The 17,605-nt window shown below is 67.6% G+C and carries 18 protein-coding genes; 14 read left to right on the forward strand and 4 right to left on the reverse strand.

Annotated elements, in window-relative coordinates:
• From cobO to QTH91_RS07135, 4 genes are all read left to right on the forward strand, one after another.
• Positions 1-570 carry a cob(I)yrinic acid a,c-diamide adenosyltransferase gene (cobO, locus tag QTH91_RS07120; RefSeq protein ID WP_286659295.1) on the forward strand — a complete coding sequence of 190 codons (570 nt, stop codon included), beginning with the start codon at positions 1-3 and terminating at the stop codon, positions 568-570.
• Positions 566-1,561 carry an adenosylcobinamide-phosphate synthase CbiB gene (cbiB, locus tag QTH91_RS07125; protein WP_390367220.1) on the forward strand — a complete coding sequence of 332 codons (996 nt, stop codon included), beginning with the start codon at positions 566-568 and terminating at the stop codon, positions 1,559-1,561. The genes cobO and cbiB overlap by 5 nt, the downstream gene beginning before the upstream one ends.
• Positions 1,558-2,559: an aminotransferase class I/II-fold pyridoxal phosphate-dependent enzyme gene (locus QTH91_RS07130; protein ID WP_368389457.1), complete on the forward strand. Its 1,002-nt coding sequence runs from the start codon at positions 1,558-1,560 to the stop codon at positions 2,557-2,559. The genes cbiB and QTH91_RS07130 overlap by 4 nt, the downstream gene beginning before the upstream one ends.
• Before the next feature lie 78 nt (positions 2,560-2,637).
• A complete protein-coding gene (locus tag QTH91_RS07135) occupies positions 2,638-5,535 on the forward strand; it encodes a C1 family peptidase (RefSeq protein ID WP_286659297.1) in 2,898 nt (965 codons plus the stop codon).
• Positions 5,536-5,548: 13 nt separating this feature from the next.
• Here the strand turns inward: QTH91_RS07135 and QTH91_RS07140 are convergent, their stop codons facing one another.
• Together QTH91_RS07140 and QTH91_RS07145 are read right to left on the reverse strand one after the other, a co-directional pair.
• On the reverse strand, positions 5,549-5,788 hold the full coding sequence (locus tag QTH91_RS07140) for a DUF2798 domain-containing protein (RefSeq protein WP_286659298.1): 240 nt from the start codon (positions 5,786-5,788) through the stop codon (positions 5,549-5,551).
• Positions 5,789-5,933: 145 nt separating this feature from the next.
• Complete coding sequence (locus QTH91_RS07145) at positions 5,934-6,425, reverse strand: DUF2938 domain-containing protein (RefSeq protein ID WP_286659299.1); 492 nt, start codon at positions 6,423-6,425, stop codon at positions 5,934-5,936.
• Positions 6,426-6,517: 92 nt separating this feature from the next.
• On the opposite strand from QTH91_RS07145, the gene QTH91_RS07150 reads away from it, so the two are divergent.
• From QTH91_RS07150 to QTH91_RS07170, 5 genes are read left to right on the forward strand one after another with little or no spacing between them, the layout of a single operon-like run.
• The gene (locus tag QTH91_RS07150; RefSeq protein ID WP_286659300.1) at positions 6,518-6,943 is read left to right on the forward strand and encodes a helix-turn-helix domain-containing protein; all 426 of its coding nucleotides are present in this window, start codon (positions 6,518-6,520) and stop codon (positions 6,941-6,943) included.
• A gap of 56 nt (positions 6,944-6,999) precedes the next feature.
• Complete coding sequence (locus QTH91_RS07155; RefSeq protein ID WP_286659301.1) at positions 7,000-8,475, forward strand: cobyric acid synthase; 1,476 nt, start codon at positions 7,000-7,002, stop codon at positions 8,473-8,475.
• Complete coding sequence (gene cobT, locus QTH91_RS07160) at positions 8,472-9,548, forward strand: nicotinate-nucleotide--dimethylbenzimidazole phosphoribosyltransferase (protein WP_286659302.1); 1,077 nt, start codon at positions 8,472-8,474, stop codon at positions 9,546-9,548. The genes QTH91_RS07155 and cobT overlap by 4 nt, the downstream gene beginning before the upstream one ends.
• Positions 9,545-10,339 (forward strand): adenosylcobinamide-GDP ribazoletransferase, encoded by a 795-nt coding sequence (locus QTH91_RS07165; protein ID WP_286659303.1) that lies wholly within the window; start codon positions 9,545-9,547, stop codon positions 10,337-10,339. Before cobT ends, QTH91_RS07165 begins: the two co-directional genes overlap by 4 nt.
• Complete coding sequence (locus tag QTH91_RS07170; protein WP_286659304.1) at positions 10,336-10,908, forward strand: histidine phosphatase family protein; 573 nt, start codon at positions 10,336-10,338, stop codon at positions 10,906-10,908. The genes QTH91_RS07165 and QTH91_RS07170 overlap by 4 nt, the downstream gene beginning before the upstream one ends.
• Before the next feature lie 14 nt (positions 10,909-10,922).
• On the opposite strand, the gene nth is transcribed toward QTH91_RS07170, so the two are convergent.
• On the reverse strand, positions 10,923-11,582 hold the full coding sequence (nth, locus tag QTH91_RS07175; RefSeq protein ID WP_286659305.1) for an endonuclease III: 660 nt from the start codon (positions 11,580-11,582) through the stop codon (positions 10,923-10,925).
• A gap of 137 nt (positions 11,583-11,719) precedes the next feature.
• On the opposite strand from nth, the gene QTH91_RS07180 reads away from it, so the two are divergent.
• The 3 genes from QTH91_RS07180 to QTH91_RS07190 are packed head-to-tail and all read left to right on the forward strand — an operon-like array spanning position 11,720 to position 14,732.
• Positions 11,720-12,715: a tripartite tricarboxylate transporter substrate binding protein gene (locus QTH91_RS07180; RefSeq protein ID WP_286659306.1), complete on the forward strand. Its 996-nt coding sequence runs from the start codon at positions 11,720-11,722 to the stop codon at positions 12,713-12,715.
• A complete protein-coding gene (locus tag QTH91_RS07185; protein ID WP_286659307.1) occupies positions 12,712-13,185 on the forward strand; it encodes a tripartite tricarboxylate transporter TctB family protein in 474 nt (157 codons plus the stop codon). Before QTH91_RS07180 ends, QTH91_RS07185 begins: the two co-directional genes overlap by 4 nt.
• A 44-nt stretch (positions 13,186-13,229) precedes the next feature.
• Positions 13,230-14,732, forward strand: a complete 1,503-nt coding sequence (locus QTH91_RS07190; RefSeq protein WP_286659308.1) for a tripartite tricarboxylate transporter permease — start codon at positions 13,230-13,232, stop codon at positions 14,730-14,732.
• A 67-nt stretch (positions 14,733-14,799) separates the two neighbouring features.
• On the opposite strand, the gene QTH91_RS07195 is transcribed toward QTH91_RS07190, so the two are convergent.
• Positions 14,800-15,192 (reverse strand): DUF3597 domain-containing protein, encoded by a 393-nt coding sequence (locus QTH91_RS07195; protein WP_286659309.1) that lies wholly within the window; start codon positions 15,190-15,192, stop codon positions 14,800-14,802.
• 448 nt (positions 15,193-15,640) lie between these two features.
• On the opposite strand from QTH91_RS07195, the gene QTH91_RS07200 reads away from it, so the two are divergent.
• Both QTH91_RS07200 and QTH91_RS07205 read left to right on the forward strand, forming a co-directional pair.
• On the forward strand, positions 15,641-16,078 hold the full coding sequence (locus QTH91_RS07200; protein ID WP_286659310.1) for a tripartite tricarboxylate transporter TctB family protein: 438 nt from the start codon (positions 15,641-15,643) through the stop codon (positions 16,076-16,078).
• The gene (locus QTH91_RS07205; protein WP_286659649.1) at positions 16,078-17,604 is read left to right on the forward strand and encodes a tripartite tricarboxylate transporter permease; all 1,527 of its coding nucleotides are present in this window, start codon (positions 16,078-16,080) and stop codon (positions 17,602-17,604) included. Before QTH91_RS07200 ends, QTH91_RS07205 begins: the two co-directional genes overlap by 1 nt.
• Position 17,605: the final 1 nt, after the last annotated feature.

The following is a 17,605-nucleotide window of genomic DNA, read 5'->3' on the forward strand; positions in this document are numbered from 1 at the left end:
ATGAAGATCGAAACGCCACCCACCGCGAAGCCCTACGACAAGCCGGAGGGCGAACGCCGCGGCCTGGTCATCGTCAACACCGGCGACGGCAAGGGCAAGAGCACGGCCGCCTTCGGGCTTGCGCTGCGCGCGCACGGCCGCGGCAAGGCGGTGAAGATCTATCAGTTCATGAAGGTACCGAGTGCGCGCTTCGGCGAGCACCGCATGTTCGAGCAGATCGGCATTCCCATCGAAGGACTGGGCGACGGCTTCAGCTGGAAGAGCCAGGACCTGGAGCACTCGGCCCAGCTCGCGCGCGACGGATGGGCGAGGGCGCGCGAAGCGATCCTATCGGGCCGCTACTTCCTGGTCGTGCTCGACGAGATCACCTATCCGCTGATCTACGGCTGGCTGCCGCTCGACGAGGTGCTCGCAACGCTGCGCGAGCGCCCGCGCGAGGTGCACGTGGCGCTCACCGGTCGCCGAGCGCCGGCCGAACTGGTGGCGCTGGCCGACACGGTGACCGAGATGCAGATGGTCAAGCATGCCTTCAAGGCCGGCATTCCCGCGCAGCGGGGCATCGAGGATTGATCTGGTGACCGGCGACGGCGCCTGGGTGCCGATCCTGGTGCTGTGGTGCGCACTGTCGATCGATCGGCTGCTGGGTGAGCCGCCGGCTCGGCTGCATCCGGTCGTCTGGATGGGGCGTTACCTAAGTTGGGCGGGCCGCCGGATTGCGCCGGCCGACCACGCACCGCACGGCGGGCCGGCCACACGCTTCCTGGCGGGCGCATTGGCCTGGGCGGCGGGCGCCTGCATCGTGCTGTGGGTGGCCTGGGCAGGGCAACGCCTTCTGGAACCACTGACGCCATGGATCGCCGTGCCGCTTGCCGGCACACTGCTCAAGCCGATGCTGGCTTGGCGGATGCTTGCCAGCGAAGTGCAGGCCGTCGAACAAGGCTTGGCTGTTTCGCTCGACGTGGGTCGTGAGCGGCTGGGCCGCCTCGTCAGCCGCGACGTGAGCGGGCTGGACGAGCACGGCGTGCGAGAAAGCGCCATCGAATCGCTGGCAGAAAACTTGAGCGATTCGGTGGTGGCGCCGCTGTTCTGGTTCGTGCTGGCGGGCCTGCCCGGCGCCGCGTTGTACCGCTTCGCCAACACGGCCGATGCGATGTGGGGCTACCGGGGTGCGCGCGGCGGCCGGAACTGGGAATGGGCCGGCAAATTCGCGGCGAGGGCGGACGACGTGCTGTCGTGGGTGCCCGCGCGTGTCACCGCGCTGTTGCTGGCACTGGCCGACCGCAGGTGGATCATCGGCCTGCATTCGCAGGCCCGGCGCACGCCATCGCCCAACGGAGGCTGGCCCATGGCCGCGATGGCCATGTTGCTGGGCGTTCGGTTGGGCAAACCGGGCGTCTACCTGCTCAATGAAAGCGGCCGACTGCCGGCCAAGGCCGACACGACGCGCGCCCTGCGCCTTGCCGGCGTGGCCGTCGTGCTGAGTGCGCTGGCTGGCAGCCTCGCGTTGTGGGCGTCGGATGCAACGACGGACGCGGCGATGACGCTGCCGATGCCGCGATGATGTCGCCCGCTCCCGTGCATGGCGGGCCGGACGCGCTGGGCGTTCCGCTGCACGACTTTTCGACCAACGCCAATGCCTGTGGGCCGTGCCCGGATGCGCTGGCGGCGGTCGCCGCGGCGGATTCGACGCGCTACCCGGATCCGAGTTACCGGGATCTGCGAGCGCGTCTTGCCGACTTTCACGGCGTCGAAGCGGAGCGAGTTCACCTGGCCGCCAGCGCGAGCGAATTCATCTCGCGCATCAGCGCGGCCGTCGCCATTCTCGGCGGCCGTGGCGTGGCGGTGCCGAAGCCCGGCTACGGCGACTACGCCCGCGCCGCGCAAGCGCACGGGCTGCCGCTGGTCGAGCCTGAGCAGGCGGATCTGGTTTGGGTCTGCGATCCGTCGAGCCCCACGGGGCAGGCTGCGCCCGTGCCTCATGCGGCGATGACATCGGCGCTGGCGGTGGTGATCGACCGCGCTTACACGCCCTTGCAGCTGCAGGGTGCGCCGGCCGATGTCCCCGAAGCCTGGGCGCTTTGGACGCCCAACAAGGCCCTGGGCCTGACTGGCGTTCGCGGGGCGTATGCAATCGCGCCTTCGCGCCAGCAGGGCATCGGCAGAAGCAGCGGTCTGGCCGATCGGATCGAGGCCCTCCAGCCGTCGTGGCCGGTGGGCGCGCATGGCGTGGCGCTGCTGCAAAGCTGGGCGACGGCCGCCACGCAGCAATGGGTGGCGCGCAGCCATGAGCGGTTGCGGGAATGGAAGAGCCGGCAGATCCAATGCCTCGAAGCCATGGGCTGGCATTGCCTGCCCAGCACCACCAGCTTTTTCTGCGCCCGGCCGCCGCCGGATCGGATCGGGGGTGACCTGATCGACCTGGTGGTTCATCTGCGTCATGCGCATGGCATCAAGCTGCGCCACACCACGACGATGGGCCTGCCGGGCTTTGCGCGCCTGAACGTGATGCCGCCCGAGTCCCAGGACGCGCTGCGGTCGGCCCTCGTGCATTGGCGCTAGTCCGTTTGCCGGGTTGCCGGGAGCGTCGTTGGAGGATTAATGTGCGTCGCCCGCTCATGCCGGGCGGAGGAGACCGACATGCTGCTGGTCAAGGGCGACGACAACGCGCAGGTCAAGGCACTCAAGGCCAGGCTGGCCAAGGAACTGGGGAGCGAGGCGGCGGTGTTTCCGGGCCTCGCCACCGGCAGTGACTTCGACGCTGACACGGAGGCGGCGGCACGCCGCTGGCAGGCCGGCGTGGGCATTCTGGCCGACGGCATCGTCGGTCCGTATTGCCAGGTGCTGCTGGGCCTGCAGGCACCGCAGCCGCTGGAGCTCTCGCTGGACCTTGCGTCCGTGCGCAGGTTGTTCCCGGCGACCAAGCCTTCGAACATTGCGCGCTACCTGCCCTATGTGTGTGCGTCGCTGGCCGAAGCAGGATTGACCGATCGATCCATGATCCTGGCCGCGCTGGGCACCATCCGCGCCGAGAGCGAAGGCTTTCTGCCCATCTCCGAATACCCGTCGCAGTTCAACACGAAGCCGGGCCTGCCGCCCTTCAGCGCGTACGACGGGCGCCTGGGCAACGACGCGCCAGGCGACGGTGCGCGCTACCGGGGCCGCGGCTTCGTGCAGTTGACCGGCAAGGCCAACTACAGGACCTACTCGCAGCGCCTGGGCATCGACCTGGTGGGTAACCCCGACTGGGCCAACGCGCCGGAGATCGCCTCAATGCTGCTCGTCAGCTTTCTGGCCGACCGCGTCGACGCCATGCGCAAGGCGCTCGCGGCCAGCAACTACGCAGCGGCGCGCAAGCTGGTCAACGGCGGCTCGCACGGGCTGGACCGCTTTCGCAGCGTGTTCGAGATCGCCAGCACCGTCTGGCCGGTGGTGGCGGTGCCGACCTTGGTGGCTTCTACCGGCGCGCGCATCAGCGCCAAGGGAAGGCGCGGCAAGGCGGTGGCGCCCGCGGTGCAGGCAGTCAGCGCGATGCCGGTCAAGGCGGCCCGCACGCTCGACGTGCGCAAGGATCCCACCGACCTGCGCGACCGGCCTTACCTGCCGCCACCCCTGACCTTGCCAGACGAATGCCCATCGCAGGAGAAGGTGGGCGAGTACCTCTCGATCTACACCCGGGCCAAGCTGATCCTCGACCAGGGGCAGGAGGGCGCCTGCACCGGCTTCGGGCTGGCCTGTGTCGTGAACTACGCGCGCTGGCGCAAGGCCGATTGCCCGGCCAAGCTGGAATCGGTGAGCCCGCGCATGCTCTACAACTTTGCGCGCCGCTACGACGAGTACGCCGGCGAGGACTACGACGGCTCGAGTTGCAGGGGCGCGCTCAAGGGCTGGTTCCACCATGGCGTCTGCCTGGAAAACGATTGGCCGTACGACGCTGGCGGCGTCAGCCGGCCGCGCTACGGCTATGCGCAGCGCGCTGCCGACCTGACGCTGGGGGTTTATTTCCGCGTCGACATCCAGTCGATCACGGACCTGCAGGCTGCCATCCATCAGGTCGGCGCGGTGTATGTGTCGGCCTTCACCCATGAGGGTTGGCAGAACGTCAGACCGACGCGCTCGGCCAAGCTCACGCACGAGACGCTGCCGCGCATCGACTTCGACGGCCGGGCCTCCAAGACCGGCGGGCATGCGTTCGCGCTGGTGGGCTTCAACACCCATGGCTTCGTCATCCAGAACTCCTGGGGACCGGACTGGGGTGCCGGCGGCTTCGCGCTGTTGCACTATGAAGACTGGCTGGCCAACGCGATGGATGCGTGGGTGGCGTCGCTGGGCGTGCGAGGCGTGGTGGTCGGGCGCCTGTCGAGCCGCACCGTCGCAGTCAACGATCGCAGCGCTGCCGCGCCTGCCAGCGCCTGGGACGAAGCGCGGGCCTACGAACACAGCATCGTTCTCGGCAACGATGGCCGAGTGCAGAAGTACCTGACGCAGGACGAGTTGAGCCGCGCCTTGCTGTTCCAGGCCTGCGGCTTGCCAGATCAGTGGTTCCGCGATCCGATGTCGCCCAAGTCGCCGGACGGAAAGAGGCGGCTGGTGATCTATGCCCACGGCGGACTCAACAGCGAGGCCGACGCGATCATGCGCGCCCGCGTCATGGGGCGCTACTTCATCGGCAACGGCTGCTACCCGCTCTTCCTCGTGTGGAAGACGGGGCTGCTGGAGTCCATCGGCGACATCATCGGGGATGCGTTCCGGCGCGAACCCGCGCGCGCGGGAGGGCTGCGTGACAGCCTCATCGAAGCGACCGACGCGATGGTGGAAAAGACCATCGGCCGTCCCTTGGCCCGCCCGCTGTGGAGCGAGATGAAGGAGAACGCCGACTTCGCCTGCAACCCCACGCGCGGCTGCGACCTGCTCGTCACCGCGCTGCAGAACCTTTGCCGCACGTGGGGTGACGAGTTGGAGATCCACCTGGTGGGGCATTCGGCGGGATCCATCATCCTGGGCCACATGCTCCAGGTGCTGACGCAGCGCGGGCTGTCGCAGCGCATCGCGTCGATCCACCTCTATGCGCCGGCCTGCACCGTGCAGTTTGCCAATCGCTACTACGCGCCGCACCAGGAACTGATGAAGCGGCTTTACCTCAACATCCTCTCGGAGAAGAACGAGCGCGACGACAGCGTGGCGGCCATCTACCGCAAGTCGCTGCTGTACCTGGTGTCGAACGCGCTGGAGCCGGATGTCCGTACGCCGCTGCTTGGGATGGCCAACGTGCTCGATCCCGCCTATGCCGCGTGGGATGGATCGTCCGCCACCGGCGAGGCGCTGGGCAACTGGCGCAATGCCTTCGCCGTGGCGGGACTGGGCGACCGGACGCGCCTGCTGGAGGCCGACCGGGTCCGCGTGGCCGAGCCCGACCAGTTCATCCGCGCCAGCCACGGATGCTTCGACAACGACATCGACACCATTGCCGGCACGCTGGCCCTCATCACCAAGCAGCCCGCGCTGACGCTGCCGGTGACGGACCTGCGCGGCTTTTGAGCGGCAACGGGCGCTAGTGGACCTCGCGCGTGTCGCGCACGAGGAGATCGACCAGGCGACGGGCCAGCGGGGCCACCACCAGCACCACCGGGAACGCGATGGACCACGCGGTCGCCCACGACGTGCCCCAGGTGGGCAGAAAGTTTTCGGCCGCGCCGATCACGCGATAGGTGGAAACGCCGGAGACCAGCAGCGACATCAGGCCGGACAGGATGAAGCCGAAGAGCATCGGCGCGTATTTCTTGGGAATCATGGATCGAATTCTGGGTGACTCGCCTTAGCAAGCAAGCGCCGCGCCAAGGCGCTCCAGGCTTTGGCGACATGACAACTGAACATCCGGGCGGTCTTGATGTCGCACGGAACGAAGGCCTATGCGGCGCTTGGGGGAATGCATGCCGTTACCGAGCCATCCAGGCGACGGCGGCGGCACTGACGAAAAGGCCCAGGCCGAAGACGGCGTGGTTGGCCAGGCTTCTGAGGCAGGCGAGCATGGGCGTCGGCGTGCGGGACGCCGCAAAGCCGGCACCCATCGCCGGTTGCATGACGAACAGTGGCGCAATGACGGTCGCGATGCCAAAGACCAGGGCCGGCAACACGGTCGGGCGATCGAGCCAGGAAGGGCCGACGATGCCGACCAGCAGCCCGGCGTAGGCGACGCCGGTGGCGTAGTGAACGAGCCAGCCCAGCGCCATTTCCCCGGCGATGGGCGGGGCCTTGCCGATGGCGTCATGCGCGAAGCGCCCCTGCCGGAAGTGGCCGACCCAGCGGCCGATGAGTGCAAAGCTGCCGGTGGGCACGCCGGCGCGTTGGAGCAGCAACAGCCAGAGGTCCATGAGCGCGGTGGCTCCGAGCCCGACGGCCAGCGTGGTTGCGATGTCGGCGAATTGCATGGTGTTGGTTCCTTCCGGTTGACGGGTGCGTGTCGTGGCATCACTATGCAAGTTCAAGTCAACTTGAAGTCAAGTCACCAATGGATTCGCCGATGGACATTTCCGAAGTCGCCCGTCGTTCGGGCGTGCCTGCGTCGACGCTGCGCTACTACGGCGAAAAGGGGCTCATCTCGCCGCTGGGCGAGCAGGGCGCGCGCCGACGCTACGCGCCGGAGGTGCTGGATCAATTGGCACTCATTGCCCTGGGGCAGGCAGCAGGCTTCGCTCTCGACGAGATCCGCTCGATGTTCCTGCCCAATGGCGAGCCAGACATCGACCGCCGGCTACTGGCCACCAAGGCCGACGAGATCGACCGCACTGTTGCGCGGCTGCGCGCGATGAGCCGCAGCCTGAAGCATGCCGCGGTGTGTCCGGCGCCTCGCCACGCTGAATGCCCGTCGTTCCAGAAACTGCTGAAGGCAGCGGCGTCGGACGCGAAGGCGTCGCGGCCTGGCCGCAATGCGCTGTCGCGTACCTGAGTGCTTCCCGGTCCGCCTTCGTCGCCGGCGCCATCGACCTGGGCGACACTTCCACCATGAATTCCCGATGCGTGATGGTCCTGGGCACGACCAGTGGTGCCGGCAAGAGCTGGCTGGCGACGGCCCTTTGCCGCTGGTATGCGCGGCAAGGACTGAAGGTGGCGCCCTTCAAGGCGCAGAACATGAGCAACAACGCGCGCGTGGTCGAAGGCGGGGAGATCGGCAGCGCGCAGTACTTCCAGGCGCTGGCCGCACATTGCGAACCCGACGTGCGGATGAATCCGCTCCTGCTCAAGCCCGAGGCGGACACCCGCAGCCAGGTGGTGTTGCTCGGCCGGGTTGACACCGCCCTGGCCGACGTGCCCTGGCGCGAGCGTGGCCCGCTGGTGTGGCCGGCCATCTCGCAATCGCTCGACGCACTGCGCGCCGAAAACGACGTGGTGGTGATGGAAGGGGCGGGCTCGCCGGCAGAGATCAACCTGATGGCCAGCGACATCGTCAACCTTCGCGTGGCACGCCATGCCGATGCGCGCAGCCTGCTGGTGACGGACATCGATCGCGGCGGTGCCTTCGCGCATCTCTACGGCACCTGGGCGCTGTTGCCCGAGGCCGACCGGGCGCGGCTTTCGGGTTTCGTGCTCAACCGGTTCCGGGGCGATGCATCGCTGCTCGCGCCGGCGCCGCAGGACCTGCAGCGCCTGACCGGCGTGCCCACCGTGGCCACGCTGCCGATGTGGTGGCAGCACGGCCTGCCTGAAGAAGACGGCCTGTATGACGAAGGTCGGTTTGCCGGCGAGTCACGCGCAAGCGGCGACACGATGCAGATCGCGGTCATTGCCTATCCGCGCATCAGCAATCTCGACGAGTTCCAGCCATTGCGCCGGCTGCCCGGCGTGCGGCTGCGCTGGGCGCGCTCGCCGGCCGACGTGGAAGGCGCGCACACCATCATCCTGCCCGGCTCCAAGGCCACGAGTGCCGACCTGGCCTGGCTGCGTGCGCAGGGCCTGGATGCCGCCATCGTCGCGCATGCGCGGGCAGGGCGGCGGGTGCTCGGCATCTGCGGCGGGCTGCAGATGCTGGGCGAGGCGCTCGTCGATCCTCATGGCATCGACGGCAATGCGGCCGGCCTCGGCCTGCTGCCGCTGGTGACGGTGTTCGAGCCGGACAAGACGGTGCGCCGCCGCCGGGCGCGCTTTGCCGACACGATGTCAGGATCCTGGGCCGCGCTGGCGGGTGTCGAGGTGGCAGGCTACGAGATCCACCATGGGCAGACCGCGCCGCATCCCTCGCTGGTGGCGGCGGGCGACGTGCCCAGCGTGGTGCTGCCCGATGGCCTGGGTTGGCAGAACGCGCAAGGCAACGTACTGGGCTGCTACCTGCATGGCCTGTTCGAGGACGACCGCGCATTGCGCGCCCTGTTCGGCGAAGGCGTCGCCACGCTCGACAGCGTGTTCGACGGCCTGGCCGACTATGTGGACCGATACTTCGAGCCCGGCGTTCTGGCCGGACTCATCTCGCCAACGAAAACATGAACAACATCGACGCCGCCGGCTCGGCGCATTCCGACATTCGCGACCTGCGCGATGCCGCCTTCACCGCCGAAGTGCTGCGTCTTCTGGACAACAAGACCAAGCCGGTCGGTGCGTTGGGCCGGCTGGAGGCCCTGGCCTTGCGCATCGCGCAGGTGCTGGGCGATGCGCAACCCGTGCTGCGCGAGCCGCAGATGCTGGTCTGCGCGGGCGACCACGGCCTGGCCGGACGTGGCGTGTCGGCCTATCCAGCCGACGTCACCTGGCAGATGGTGCACAACTTTCTTTCAGGCGGAGCGGCGGTGAGCGTGCTCGCGCGGCAGCACGCGCTGGCGCTGACCGTGGTGGATTGCGGGGTGCGTCGCGAGTTCGAACCGCAGCCCGGCTTGCTGGTGCGCCGGATCGCGCCGGGCACCGCCGACGCCCTGGTGCAAGGCGCCATGACGCCCGAGCAATGCGCTCAGGCCATCGCCAATGGCCGCGAGATCGTGCGCGGCCTGCCTGGCAATGCCTTGCTGCTGGGCGAGATGGGCATCGGCAACAGCTCGTCGGCCGCGCTGCTTCTCGCGCGGCTGGGCGGGCTGGATCTGGCGCAGTGCGTCGGCCCCGGTACGGGCCTGGACGCGACGGGCCTTCGGCACAAGCGCGAAGTGTTGTCCGAGGTTCTGGCGCGCCACGAGCAGGCACGCAGTCCGCTCGATGCGCTGGCTGCCCTGGGCGGATTCGAGATCGCCACCCTGGTCGGCGCCGTGCTCGAGGCTGCGAGCCAACGGCGCGTGATCGTGGTCGATGGCTTCATCACTGGCGCCGCGGTGCTGGTGGCGCATGCGCTGCAGCCCTGGGTCACGCAGCGCTGCGTGGCCTCGCACGAGTCCGCCGAGCCGGGCCATGCGCTGCTGTTGCATCAACTTGGCCTTTCGCCGCTTCTGCGGCTGGACCTCCGGCTGGGCGAAGGTTCGGGCGCCGCGCTGGCCTGGCCCCTGCTGGTGTCGGCCTGCGCCATCCTGCGCGAGATGGCCAGCTTCGATTCGGCGGGCGTCTCGCGCCAGTCCGAAGCCGGCGGAGGTACGGCGTGACGGGGTTGCGGCACTTTCTGGTGGCCTTGCAGTTCTTCACCCGCATTCCGGTGACCGGCACGCTGGCGCGTTGGGTGGGCTACAGCCCGGAGATGCTGCGCGCCAGCGCCGGGCATTTTCCTGGCGTGGGCTGGGTGGTCGGTGCGGCGGGCGCGGCGGCGATGTGGGCGGGCCTGCTGCTCCTGCCCGGCGAGGCGGGCGCACTGGCGGCGGCGCTCATCGGCTTGATGGTCACGGCTTGCCTGACGGGCGCCTTCCACGAAGACGGACTGGCGGACCTGGCCGATGGCCTGGGCGGCTCCGCGGACCGCGAGCGCGCGCTGCAGATCATGAAGGACTCGCGCATCGGCAGCTACGGCACGTTGGCCATGGTGCTGGTGGTCGGGCTGAAGGTGGCGCTGCTCGCCACCCTGGCAGCGCAGGACGATCTGGCCGCGTTGGCCGGCCTGGTGGCGGCGCATGTGCTGTCGCGCTTTTGCCCGCTTTTCGTGATGCGCGCCTTGCCCTACGTGGACCGCGACGACGCCAAGGCCAAGCCGGTTGCGGATTCGATCAGCAGCCAGGCGCTCACCGTGGCATTGCTGTGGTCGCTGCCGGCGCTGGCGCTGCTTGGGTGGACGCAACCGTTCGAAAACGTGCTGGGTGCGGGGGTGCTGGTGGTGGGCGTGGTGGCCTGGATGATCCGCATGCTGCGCCGCAGATTGGCCGGCTTCACCGGTGATGCCCTGGGCGCCACCCAGCAGCTGTGCGAGGTGGCGATCTACCTGGCCCTGGCGGTGCAGTTGTCGTGAGCCTCAGCCTGCTGCGGCATGGGCCGGTCGACGGCGCGGCGGGGCTTTGCTATGGCCGCTCGGACGTCGCCGCGTTGGTGCAGCCGACGCAGGAGATCGCCGAGCGCATCGCTCCTGGCTTGTCGCCGGACTTGGACCTGATCGCGTCGCCGCGCGCGCGCTGCTTGCTGCTGGCGCACGCGCTGCAGGCCCTGCGCCCCGACTTGCGCCTTCGCATCGACCCGCGCATCGCCGAGATGGACTTCGGCACCTGGGAAGGTCGCCCCTGGGCCGACGTGCCCCGCCTTGACTTCGACGCGTGGATGAACGACTTCGGCCACGCGCGTGCCGGCGGCAGCGGGGAGAGCACCGGCATCTTCATGGCGCGTGTGGCGCAGGCGCATGACGACTGGCGCGCATCGGGGCGCCCTGCGCTGTGGGTCACGCATGCGGGCGTGATGCGCGCTGTGCTGCTCTTGCAGGCCGGCAAGCGCCACGTTGAACAGGCCAGCGAATGGCCGTCGCAGTCCATTGGCTGGGGCGATCTGATGGCCTTTGGCGGTGGATTTCCTCAGCGCGGTAGCGCCTGATCGATGGAGCCGATTCAGCGCCCCTTGGCCTTGGCCTTGGGCGCCGGCGTCTTGGGCTTGTAGTCGCAAAGCGCCGCAACCGCGCACTCCCAGCACTTGGGCGTGCGCGCCACGCAGACATAGCGCCCATGCAGGATCAGCCAGTGATGTGCATGCAGGCGGTACTCGGGCGGGACACGCTTCTCGAGCTTCTTCTCCACTTCGAGCGGCGTCTTGCCTGGCGCCATGCCGGTGCGGTTGCCCACGCGGAAGATGTGGGTGTCCACCGCGATCGTCGGCTCGCCGAAGGCGACGTTGAGCACCACGTTGGCGGTCTTGCGGCCCACGCCGGGCAACGCCTCGAGCGCAGCGCGGTCGTTGGGCACTTCGCCGCCGTGCCGTTCCAACAGCAAACGGCTCGCCTCAACCAGATGCCGGGCCTTGCTTTTGTACAGGCCGATGGTCTTGATGTACTCCGCCAATCCCTCTTCGCCCAGGTCGACGATCGCCTGCGGCGTGTTGGCCACCGGAAACAGGCGGCGCGTGGCCTTGTTGACGCCGACGTCGGTGGCCTGCGCCGAAAGCAGCACGGCGGCCATCAGCTCGAAGGGCGTGGTGTATTCGAGCTCGGTCTCGGGTGCGGGGTTGGCCGCATGCAGCAAGGCGAAGAACGGCGCGATGTTTTCTTTTTTCATGGCCCGGGATCATCGGTCAAGAAACCGCTTTCACAACACAGTCTGGCGGCAGGCGCAAGTAAGCTGATTCCCTATTGCCGCATCGGCACACGCGTGTGAAAAACCGCTACTTGTCGAAGAACGATAGGAGACTTTGCATGCAAGTGCGTTCACGCCGTTCCTTCCTTGCCCAAGGCGCCACCGCGGCGCTCGCAAGCCTCGCACTCTGGGGCGCCGCCGCGCCGGCCATGGCGCAAAACTACCCCAGCAGGCCCATCACCCTCATCGTGCCCTGGGGCGCCGGCGGGGGCACCGATGCCACCGCCCGCATCATCGGCAGCCTTCTGGAGAAAGACCTCGGCCAGCCCGTGAACGTGGTCAACCGCACCGGCGGCAGCGGTGTGGTGGGACATGCGGCCATCGCTTCCGCGCCGCCGGACGGCTACACCATCGGCCTGGCCACGGTGGAGATCGGCATGATGCACTGGCAGGGCCTGACCGAGCTGACCGGCGCGTCTTACACGCCCATCGGCCTGGTCAACGCCGATCCGGCCGGCGTGCAGGTGCGCGCCGATGCGCCTTACAAGGACGTCAAGGAACTGCTGGCGGACATCAAGGCCAACCCGGGCAAGCACAAGGCGTCGGGCACGGGGCAGGGCGGCATCTGGCACCTGGCCATCGCCGGGCTGCTGCGCGACCAGAAGATCGACCCCGCGGCCGTGCCCTGGGTGCCGAGTAACGGCGCCGCGCCGGGCCTGCAGGACATGGTGGCCGGCGGCGTCGACATCGCGCCGGTCTCGTTGCCCGAGGCGCGCTCGCTGATCGACGCCGGCAAGGTCAAGAGCCTGGCGCTGATGAGCGACAAGCCTTCCACGCTATACCCCAACGTGCCGACGCTCAAGTCCGCCATTGGCAGCGATTGGTCGATGGCCGCGTGGCGCGGCATCGTGGCACCGAAGGGCATCCCGAACGACATCCGCGACAAGCTGGCCGCGGCGATCAAGAAGGTCGCGCAGAGCAAGGAATACACCGACTTCATGGCTTCGCGCGGCTTCGGCGTCACCTACGCGGCACCGGACGATTTCGGCAAGTTCATGGCCAAGTCGGACGCCGAGCTGGGCGCCACGATGAAGGCGGTCGGCATCGCCAAATGAAGATCAGCGACGCCATCTTCGGCGTGCTGCTGATGCTGATCGGCGCCGTGGTGCTGGTGGTGGTGCAAGGCTTTCCGAAGATTCCGGGCCAGCAGGTGGGCCCCGCCATGTTCCCGGGCCTGATCGCCGCCGGCCTTTGCATCTGCGGTGCCATCTTGACCCTGCGCGGCTGGCGCGAGCGGGCGGTCGAGCCCTGGGTCCGGCTGGGTCCATGGGCGCGCATGCCGCGCCATGTGCTCGCCCTTTTGGCCGTGGTGGTGGGCGTGGTCTTCTACATGCTGGCCGGGCAGGCGCTGGGTTTCCTGGTCTGCGCGTCGCTCGTCCTTCTGGCCTGCATGCTGGCGCTGGGCGTGCGGCCGGGCCTCGCCGTGCTGGTGGCGGTGGTTGCGTCGCTGGTCATCCATTTCGCCTTCTACAAGCTGCTGCGCGTGCCGCTGCCGTGGGGCGTGCTGCAGCCCATCGCCTGGTAATGCTTCGCGCCTGACCCTAGACCCAACGGGAACGAGAACGCAGGATGGAACAAGCTCTGGCGCAAGCCTTCGCGATGGTGTTCGACCCCTACACCTTGCTGGTGATGGTGCTCGCATCGCTCTACGGATTGTTCGTGGGGGCCGTGCCGGGCTTGTCCGCCACCATGGCCATTGCGCTGCTGGTGCCGGTGACCTTCTTCATGCAGCCGATCCCGGCCATTGCCGCCATGGTCACGGCCACGGCCATGGCCATCTTCTCGGGCGACATTCCCGGCTGCCTGCTGCGCATACCGGGCACGCCGGCTTCGGCGGCCTACACCGACGAAGCCTTCGCCCTCACCCGAAAAGGGCAGGCCGAAGTGGCCTTGGGCGCGGGCCTGGTGTTCTCGGCGGTGGGTGGCTTGTTCGGCACCGTGGTGCTGATCGTGGCTTCGCCGGCGCTGGCGGAGTTCGCGCTCAACTTCAGCTCGTTCGAGTATTTCTGGCTGGTGCTGCTGGGCCTGACCTGCGCGGTGTTCATCACGTCGGATCGCCCGCTGAAGGGCGTGGTGATGCTGCTGCTGGGCCTCATGGTGGCCTGCATCGGCCTGAACAATCCGGCGGGCTTTCCCCGCTTTACCTTGGGCAACGCGGAGATGACGGGCGGCATCGGCATGATCCCGATGATGATCGGCATGTTCGCCATCTCGCAGGTCATCCGCCACGCCGTCGACACCTCGCCGCCGGGCGAGCTGGCGGTGGAAAAGGTGGGCAGCGTCTTGGCGGGCCAGTGGCGGCTGGCCAAGCGCTATCCGGTTCAGATCCTGCGCGGCAGCACGCTGGGCACGGTGGTGGGCGCGCTGCCAGGTGCGGGTGCCGACATCGCGGCATGGATGTCGTATGCGGTGAGCAAGAAGTTTTCGAAGGAGCCCGAGAAGTTCGGCACCGGCCATGTGGAAGGCATCGTCGAATCGGGCGCGGCCAACAACAGTGCGCTGGCCGGCGCGTGGATCCCGGCGCTGGTGTTCGGCATTCCGGGGGATTCGATCACCGCGATCGTGATCGGCGTGCTCTACATGAAGAACCTGAACCCTGGCCCGACCCTGTTCACCACGAACCCGCAGAACATCTACGCGGTGTTCATGCTCTTCGTGATGGCCAACCTGATCATGATTCCGCTGGGCATCCTTTGCATCAAGGTGGCCAAGCGCATCCTTCGCGTGCCGGCCAATCTGCTGATGCCGCTCATCCTCATCTTCTGCATCGTCGGCACCTTTGCCATCAACAACTCGGTGTTCGACATCGGCGTGATGCTGGTGGCCGGCATCCTGGCCTGGCTGCTGGAGGAAAACGGCTTTCCCATCGCGCCCACCATCCTGGGCGTGGTGCTGGGCGGCATGCTGGAAGAGAACTTCATCACCTCGCTCATCAAGGCCGACGGCAACATGATGCTGTTCTTCACCCGCCCCATCGCCGCCGGTCTGGCGGTGCTGACACTGGTGATCTGGGTGGTGCCGCTGATTCGGAGGCTGCTCAGAAAGAGGGCGGGCGCTCCGGCTGCGCTCTAGGGTCGAGCGAGCGCGCAAAAAAAGGCCCCGCATCGCGGGGCCGTCTTGTTTCTGCGGGGGTGCCGGATCAGTCGCGCAGTTCCGGAGGCAGCGTGCCGCCATTGGCCGCGATGCGCGACATCACCTGCTTGTGCAGCCAGATGTTCCAGGCGGCCGAGCCGGGCTCGTCGCTGCCGGAATAGGTGAACTCGGTGGCCAGTTCCTTGCGCGCGGCCAGGCTGCTGTCCAGGCCGAGCAGCTTGAGCAGATCCACGATCGACGTCCGCCAGTTCAGCGCGGCAGCGCCGGGCATGGCGTCGAGGATCGGGGCCACATCACCCAGCGGGATGGAAGGCGGCGGCGCAGCGACCGGAGGTGCCGCAGTGGTCGTCGCGGCCGGTGCCGGTGGTGGGGCGGCCGTGACCTCGGCGGCATTGGCCGAAGGGAAAATCTTGGAAAAAATCTTGCCAAAAAAGCTCATGAAAACCTCCGGCTGTCGGGATGATGGTGAGAAATGCGCGCCACCGCATGCGGCACACATGGCGTTCTAGCACACAGACCCGCGAACCGAACCCCGCACGCTGTTCGAAAATGTAGTTTCGCCCTTGGCGAAGCGCTGGGGCTCTCGCCGTCCTCCGGCATGGTGCGCGCGGTGCGCATCGCGATGGTCTGCGCCCCCTTTTGGCGCCTGAGATCGACTTGCCTCATGACGTGATCCGGGTACTCCCGCATCGCCCGGTTAGTGGATGTACGTATTTTGAAAGTCGACCCCTTTGTTGGTAGCTGACTGAAAGCGTCCGTTCCTACGATCGCGCTCCATCGCGCAGCCAGTGGCAGGCCGCGCTCAACCCCCAGGAGCACTCAGAGATGTTGTCAGCATCGCCGTACCGCCCGGACGGCCGGACCCTTGTCGCGCGCAGGTCCGGACCATGAACTTCCAGAATCGAAACTTCATCCGTGGCCTCGTCATGATGGCCATCGCATTGCTGTTCGGCGGCATCGCCTATCGGCACTACCCGATCGGCCAGTTCAGCCGGGGCGGGCCGGGGCTGTTCCCTTTCATGATCAGCTGCATCCTGTTCCTGATCGGCCTACTGACGGTGGTGCGTTCGCACTTCGTGCCGCCGGTGCCGCTCAACCACAGCGTCAAGAACATCGCCCTGGTGCTGCTCAGCCTGGCCGGCTTCGCCTTCGTGTCCGAGCACGTGAACATGCTGGTGGGCATCGTCTTCCTGGTGTTCTGCGGCACGGCGGCCAGCACGCCGTACTCATGGGTGCGCAACGTGAAGATCTCCATCGGGTTGATTGCCGTGGCGTTCGCCTTCAAGAACCTGCTCGGGCTGAACCTTCCGCTGCTGGGGCAATGATGGAAGTCCTGCACAACCTCGCATTCGGGTTCGAGCATGCGCTGACGCTGCAGAACCTGCTGTACTGCGCCCTGGGCTGCACCGTGGGCACGCTGGTGGGCCTGCTGCCGGGCCTGGGCCCGCTGTCGACCATCAGCCTGCTGCTGCCGCTCACGTATTCGATCCCCACCAGTTCGGCGCTGATCATGCTGGCCGGCATCTACTACGGCGCGCAGTACGGCGACAGCGTCAGCGCGATCACGATGAAGATCCCGCATGCCAGCAGCATCGTGGCCTGCATCGACGGCTACCAGATGACGCTCAAGGGCAAGACGGGCCTGGCGCTGTTCACCGCGGGCATATCCAGCTTCATCGGCGGCACGGTGGCGATCCTGGTGCTGTCGACCATGGCGCCTGCGCTGGGCGAAGTGGGCTTCCTGTTCGGGCCGGCCGACTATTGCGCGTTGATGCTGCTGGGCTTTTTCTGCGTGAGCTTCGTCAGCAGTGGCAGCCTGCTCAACGGCCTGGCGATGGCCATGGTCGGCGTGCTGCTTGGCATGGTGGGCACCGACGTCAACAGCGGCATGATGCGCTACACGATGGACCTGCCGTTCCTGAGCGACGGCATCGGCCTGATCAGCATCGCGCTGGGCTGCTTCGGCATTGCCGAGGTGGTGAAGAACCTGGACAGCAAGAGCACGCTCACGCCCTTCAACGGCAAGATCAAGCTGATTCCGACCTGGGCCGAGTTCAAGCGCATCATTCCGAGCGCCTTGCGCGGCAGCGTGATCGGCTCGGCGCTGGGGATTCTTCCCGGCGGCGGCCCCACCATCGCGCAGTTCGCCGCCTACGCGGCCGACAAGCGGCTGTCGAAGTACAAGCACGAGATCGGCGACGGTGCCATCGAAGGCGTGGCCGGCCAGGCAGCGGCGGACGAAGCGGCTGCGCGCACCAGCTTCATTCCGCTGATGGCCATCGGCATTCCCGAGAACCCGGTGATGGCGCTGATGATGGCCGCCTTCATCATCAAAGGCATCCAGCCCGGCCCCAACATGATCGCCGGCCACCCGGACCTGTTCTGGGGCCTGGTGGCCAGCATGTGGGTGGGCAACTGCTTCCTGGTGCTTTTGAACGTGCCGCTGGTGCGCTACTGGCTGTCGGTGTTCAAGATCCCGTACAACGTGCTGTTCCCGGCCATCCTGTTCTTCTGCTGCGTGGGCACCTTCAGCATCAACAACAGCCTGGACGACATCTACACGACCACCGTCTTCGGCCTGATCGGCTACACCTTCCTGCGGCTGGACATGGAAGCGGCGCCCCTGATGCTGGGCTTCATCCTCGGCCCGATGATGGAAGAGAACTTCCGCCGCGCCATGCTGCTCAGCCGAGGCGACTTCAGCATCTTCGTCACCCGGCCGATCAGCGCGACGCTGCTGGGCGCCATCGGCGTGCTGGTGGCCTGGCAGGTGTGGTCGTTCTTCCGGTCGCAGCGCCGCAAGGGCAGGGCGGCAGGCCCGGTGCTGCCGGAGCCGACTGTGACGCCCTGAG

It is taken from the genome of Variovorax dokdonensis (assembly GCF_030316895.1).
GTDB classification, from domain to species: Bacteria; Pseudomonadota; Gammaproteobacteria; order Burkholderiales; family Burkholderiaceae_C; genus Variovorax; species Variovorax dokdonensis.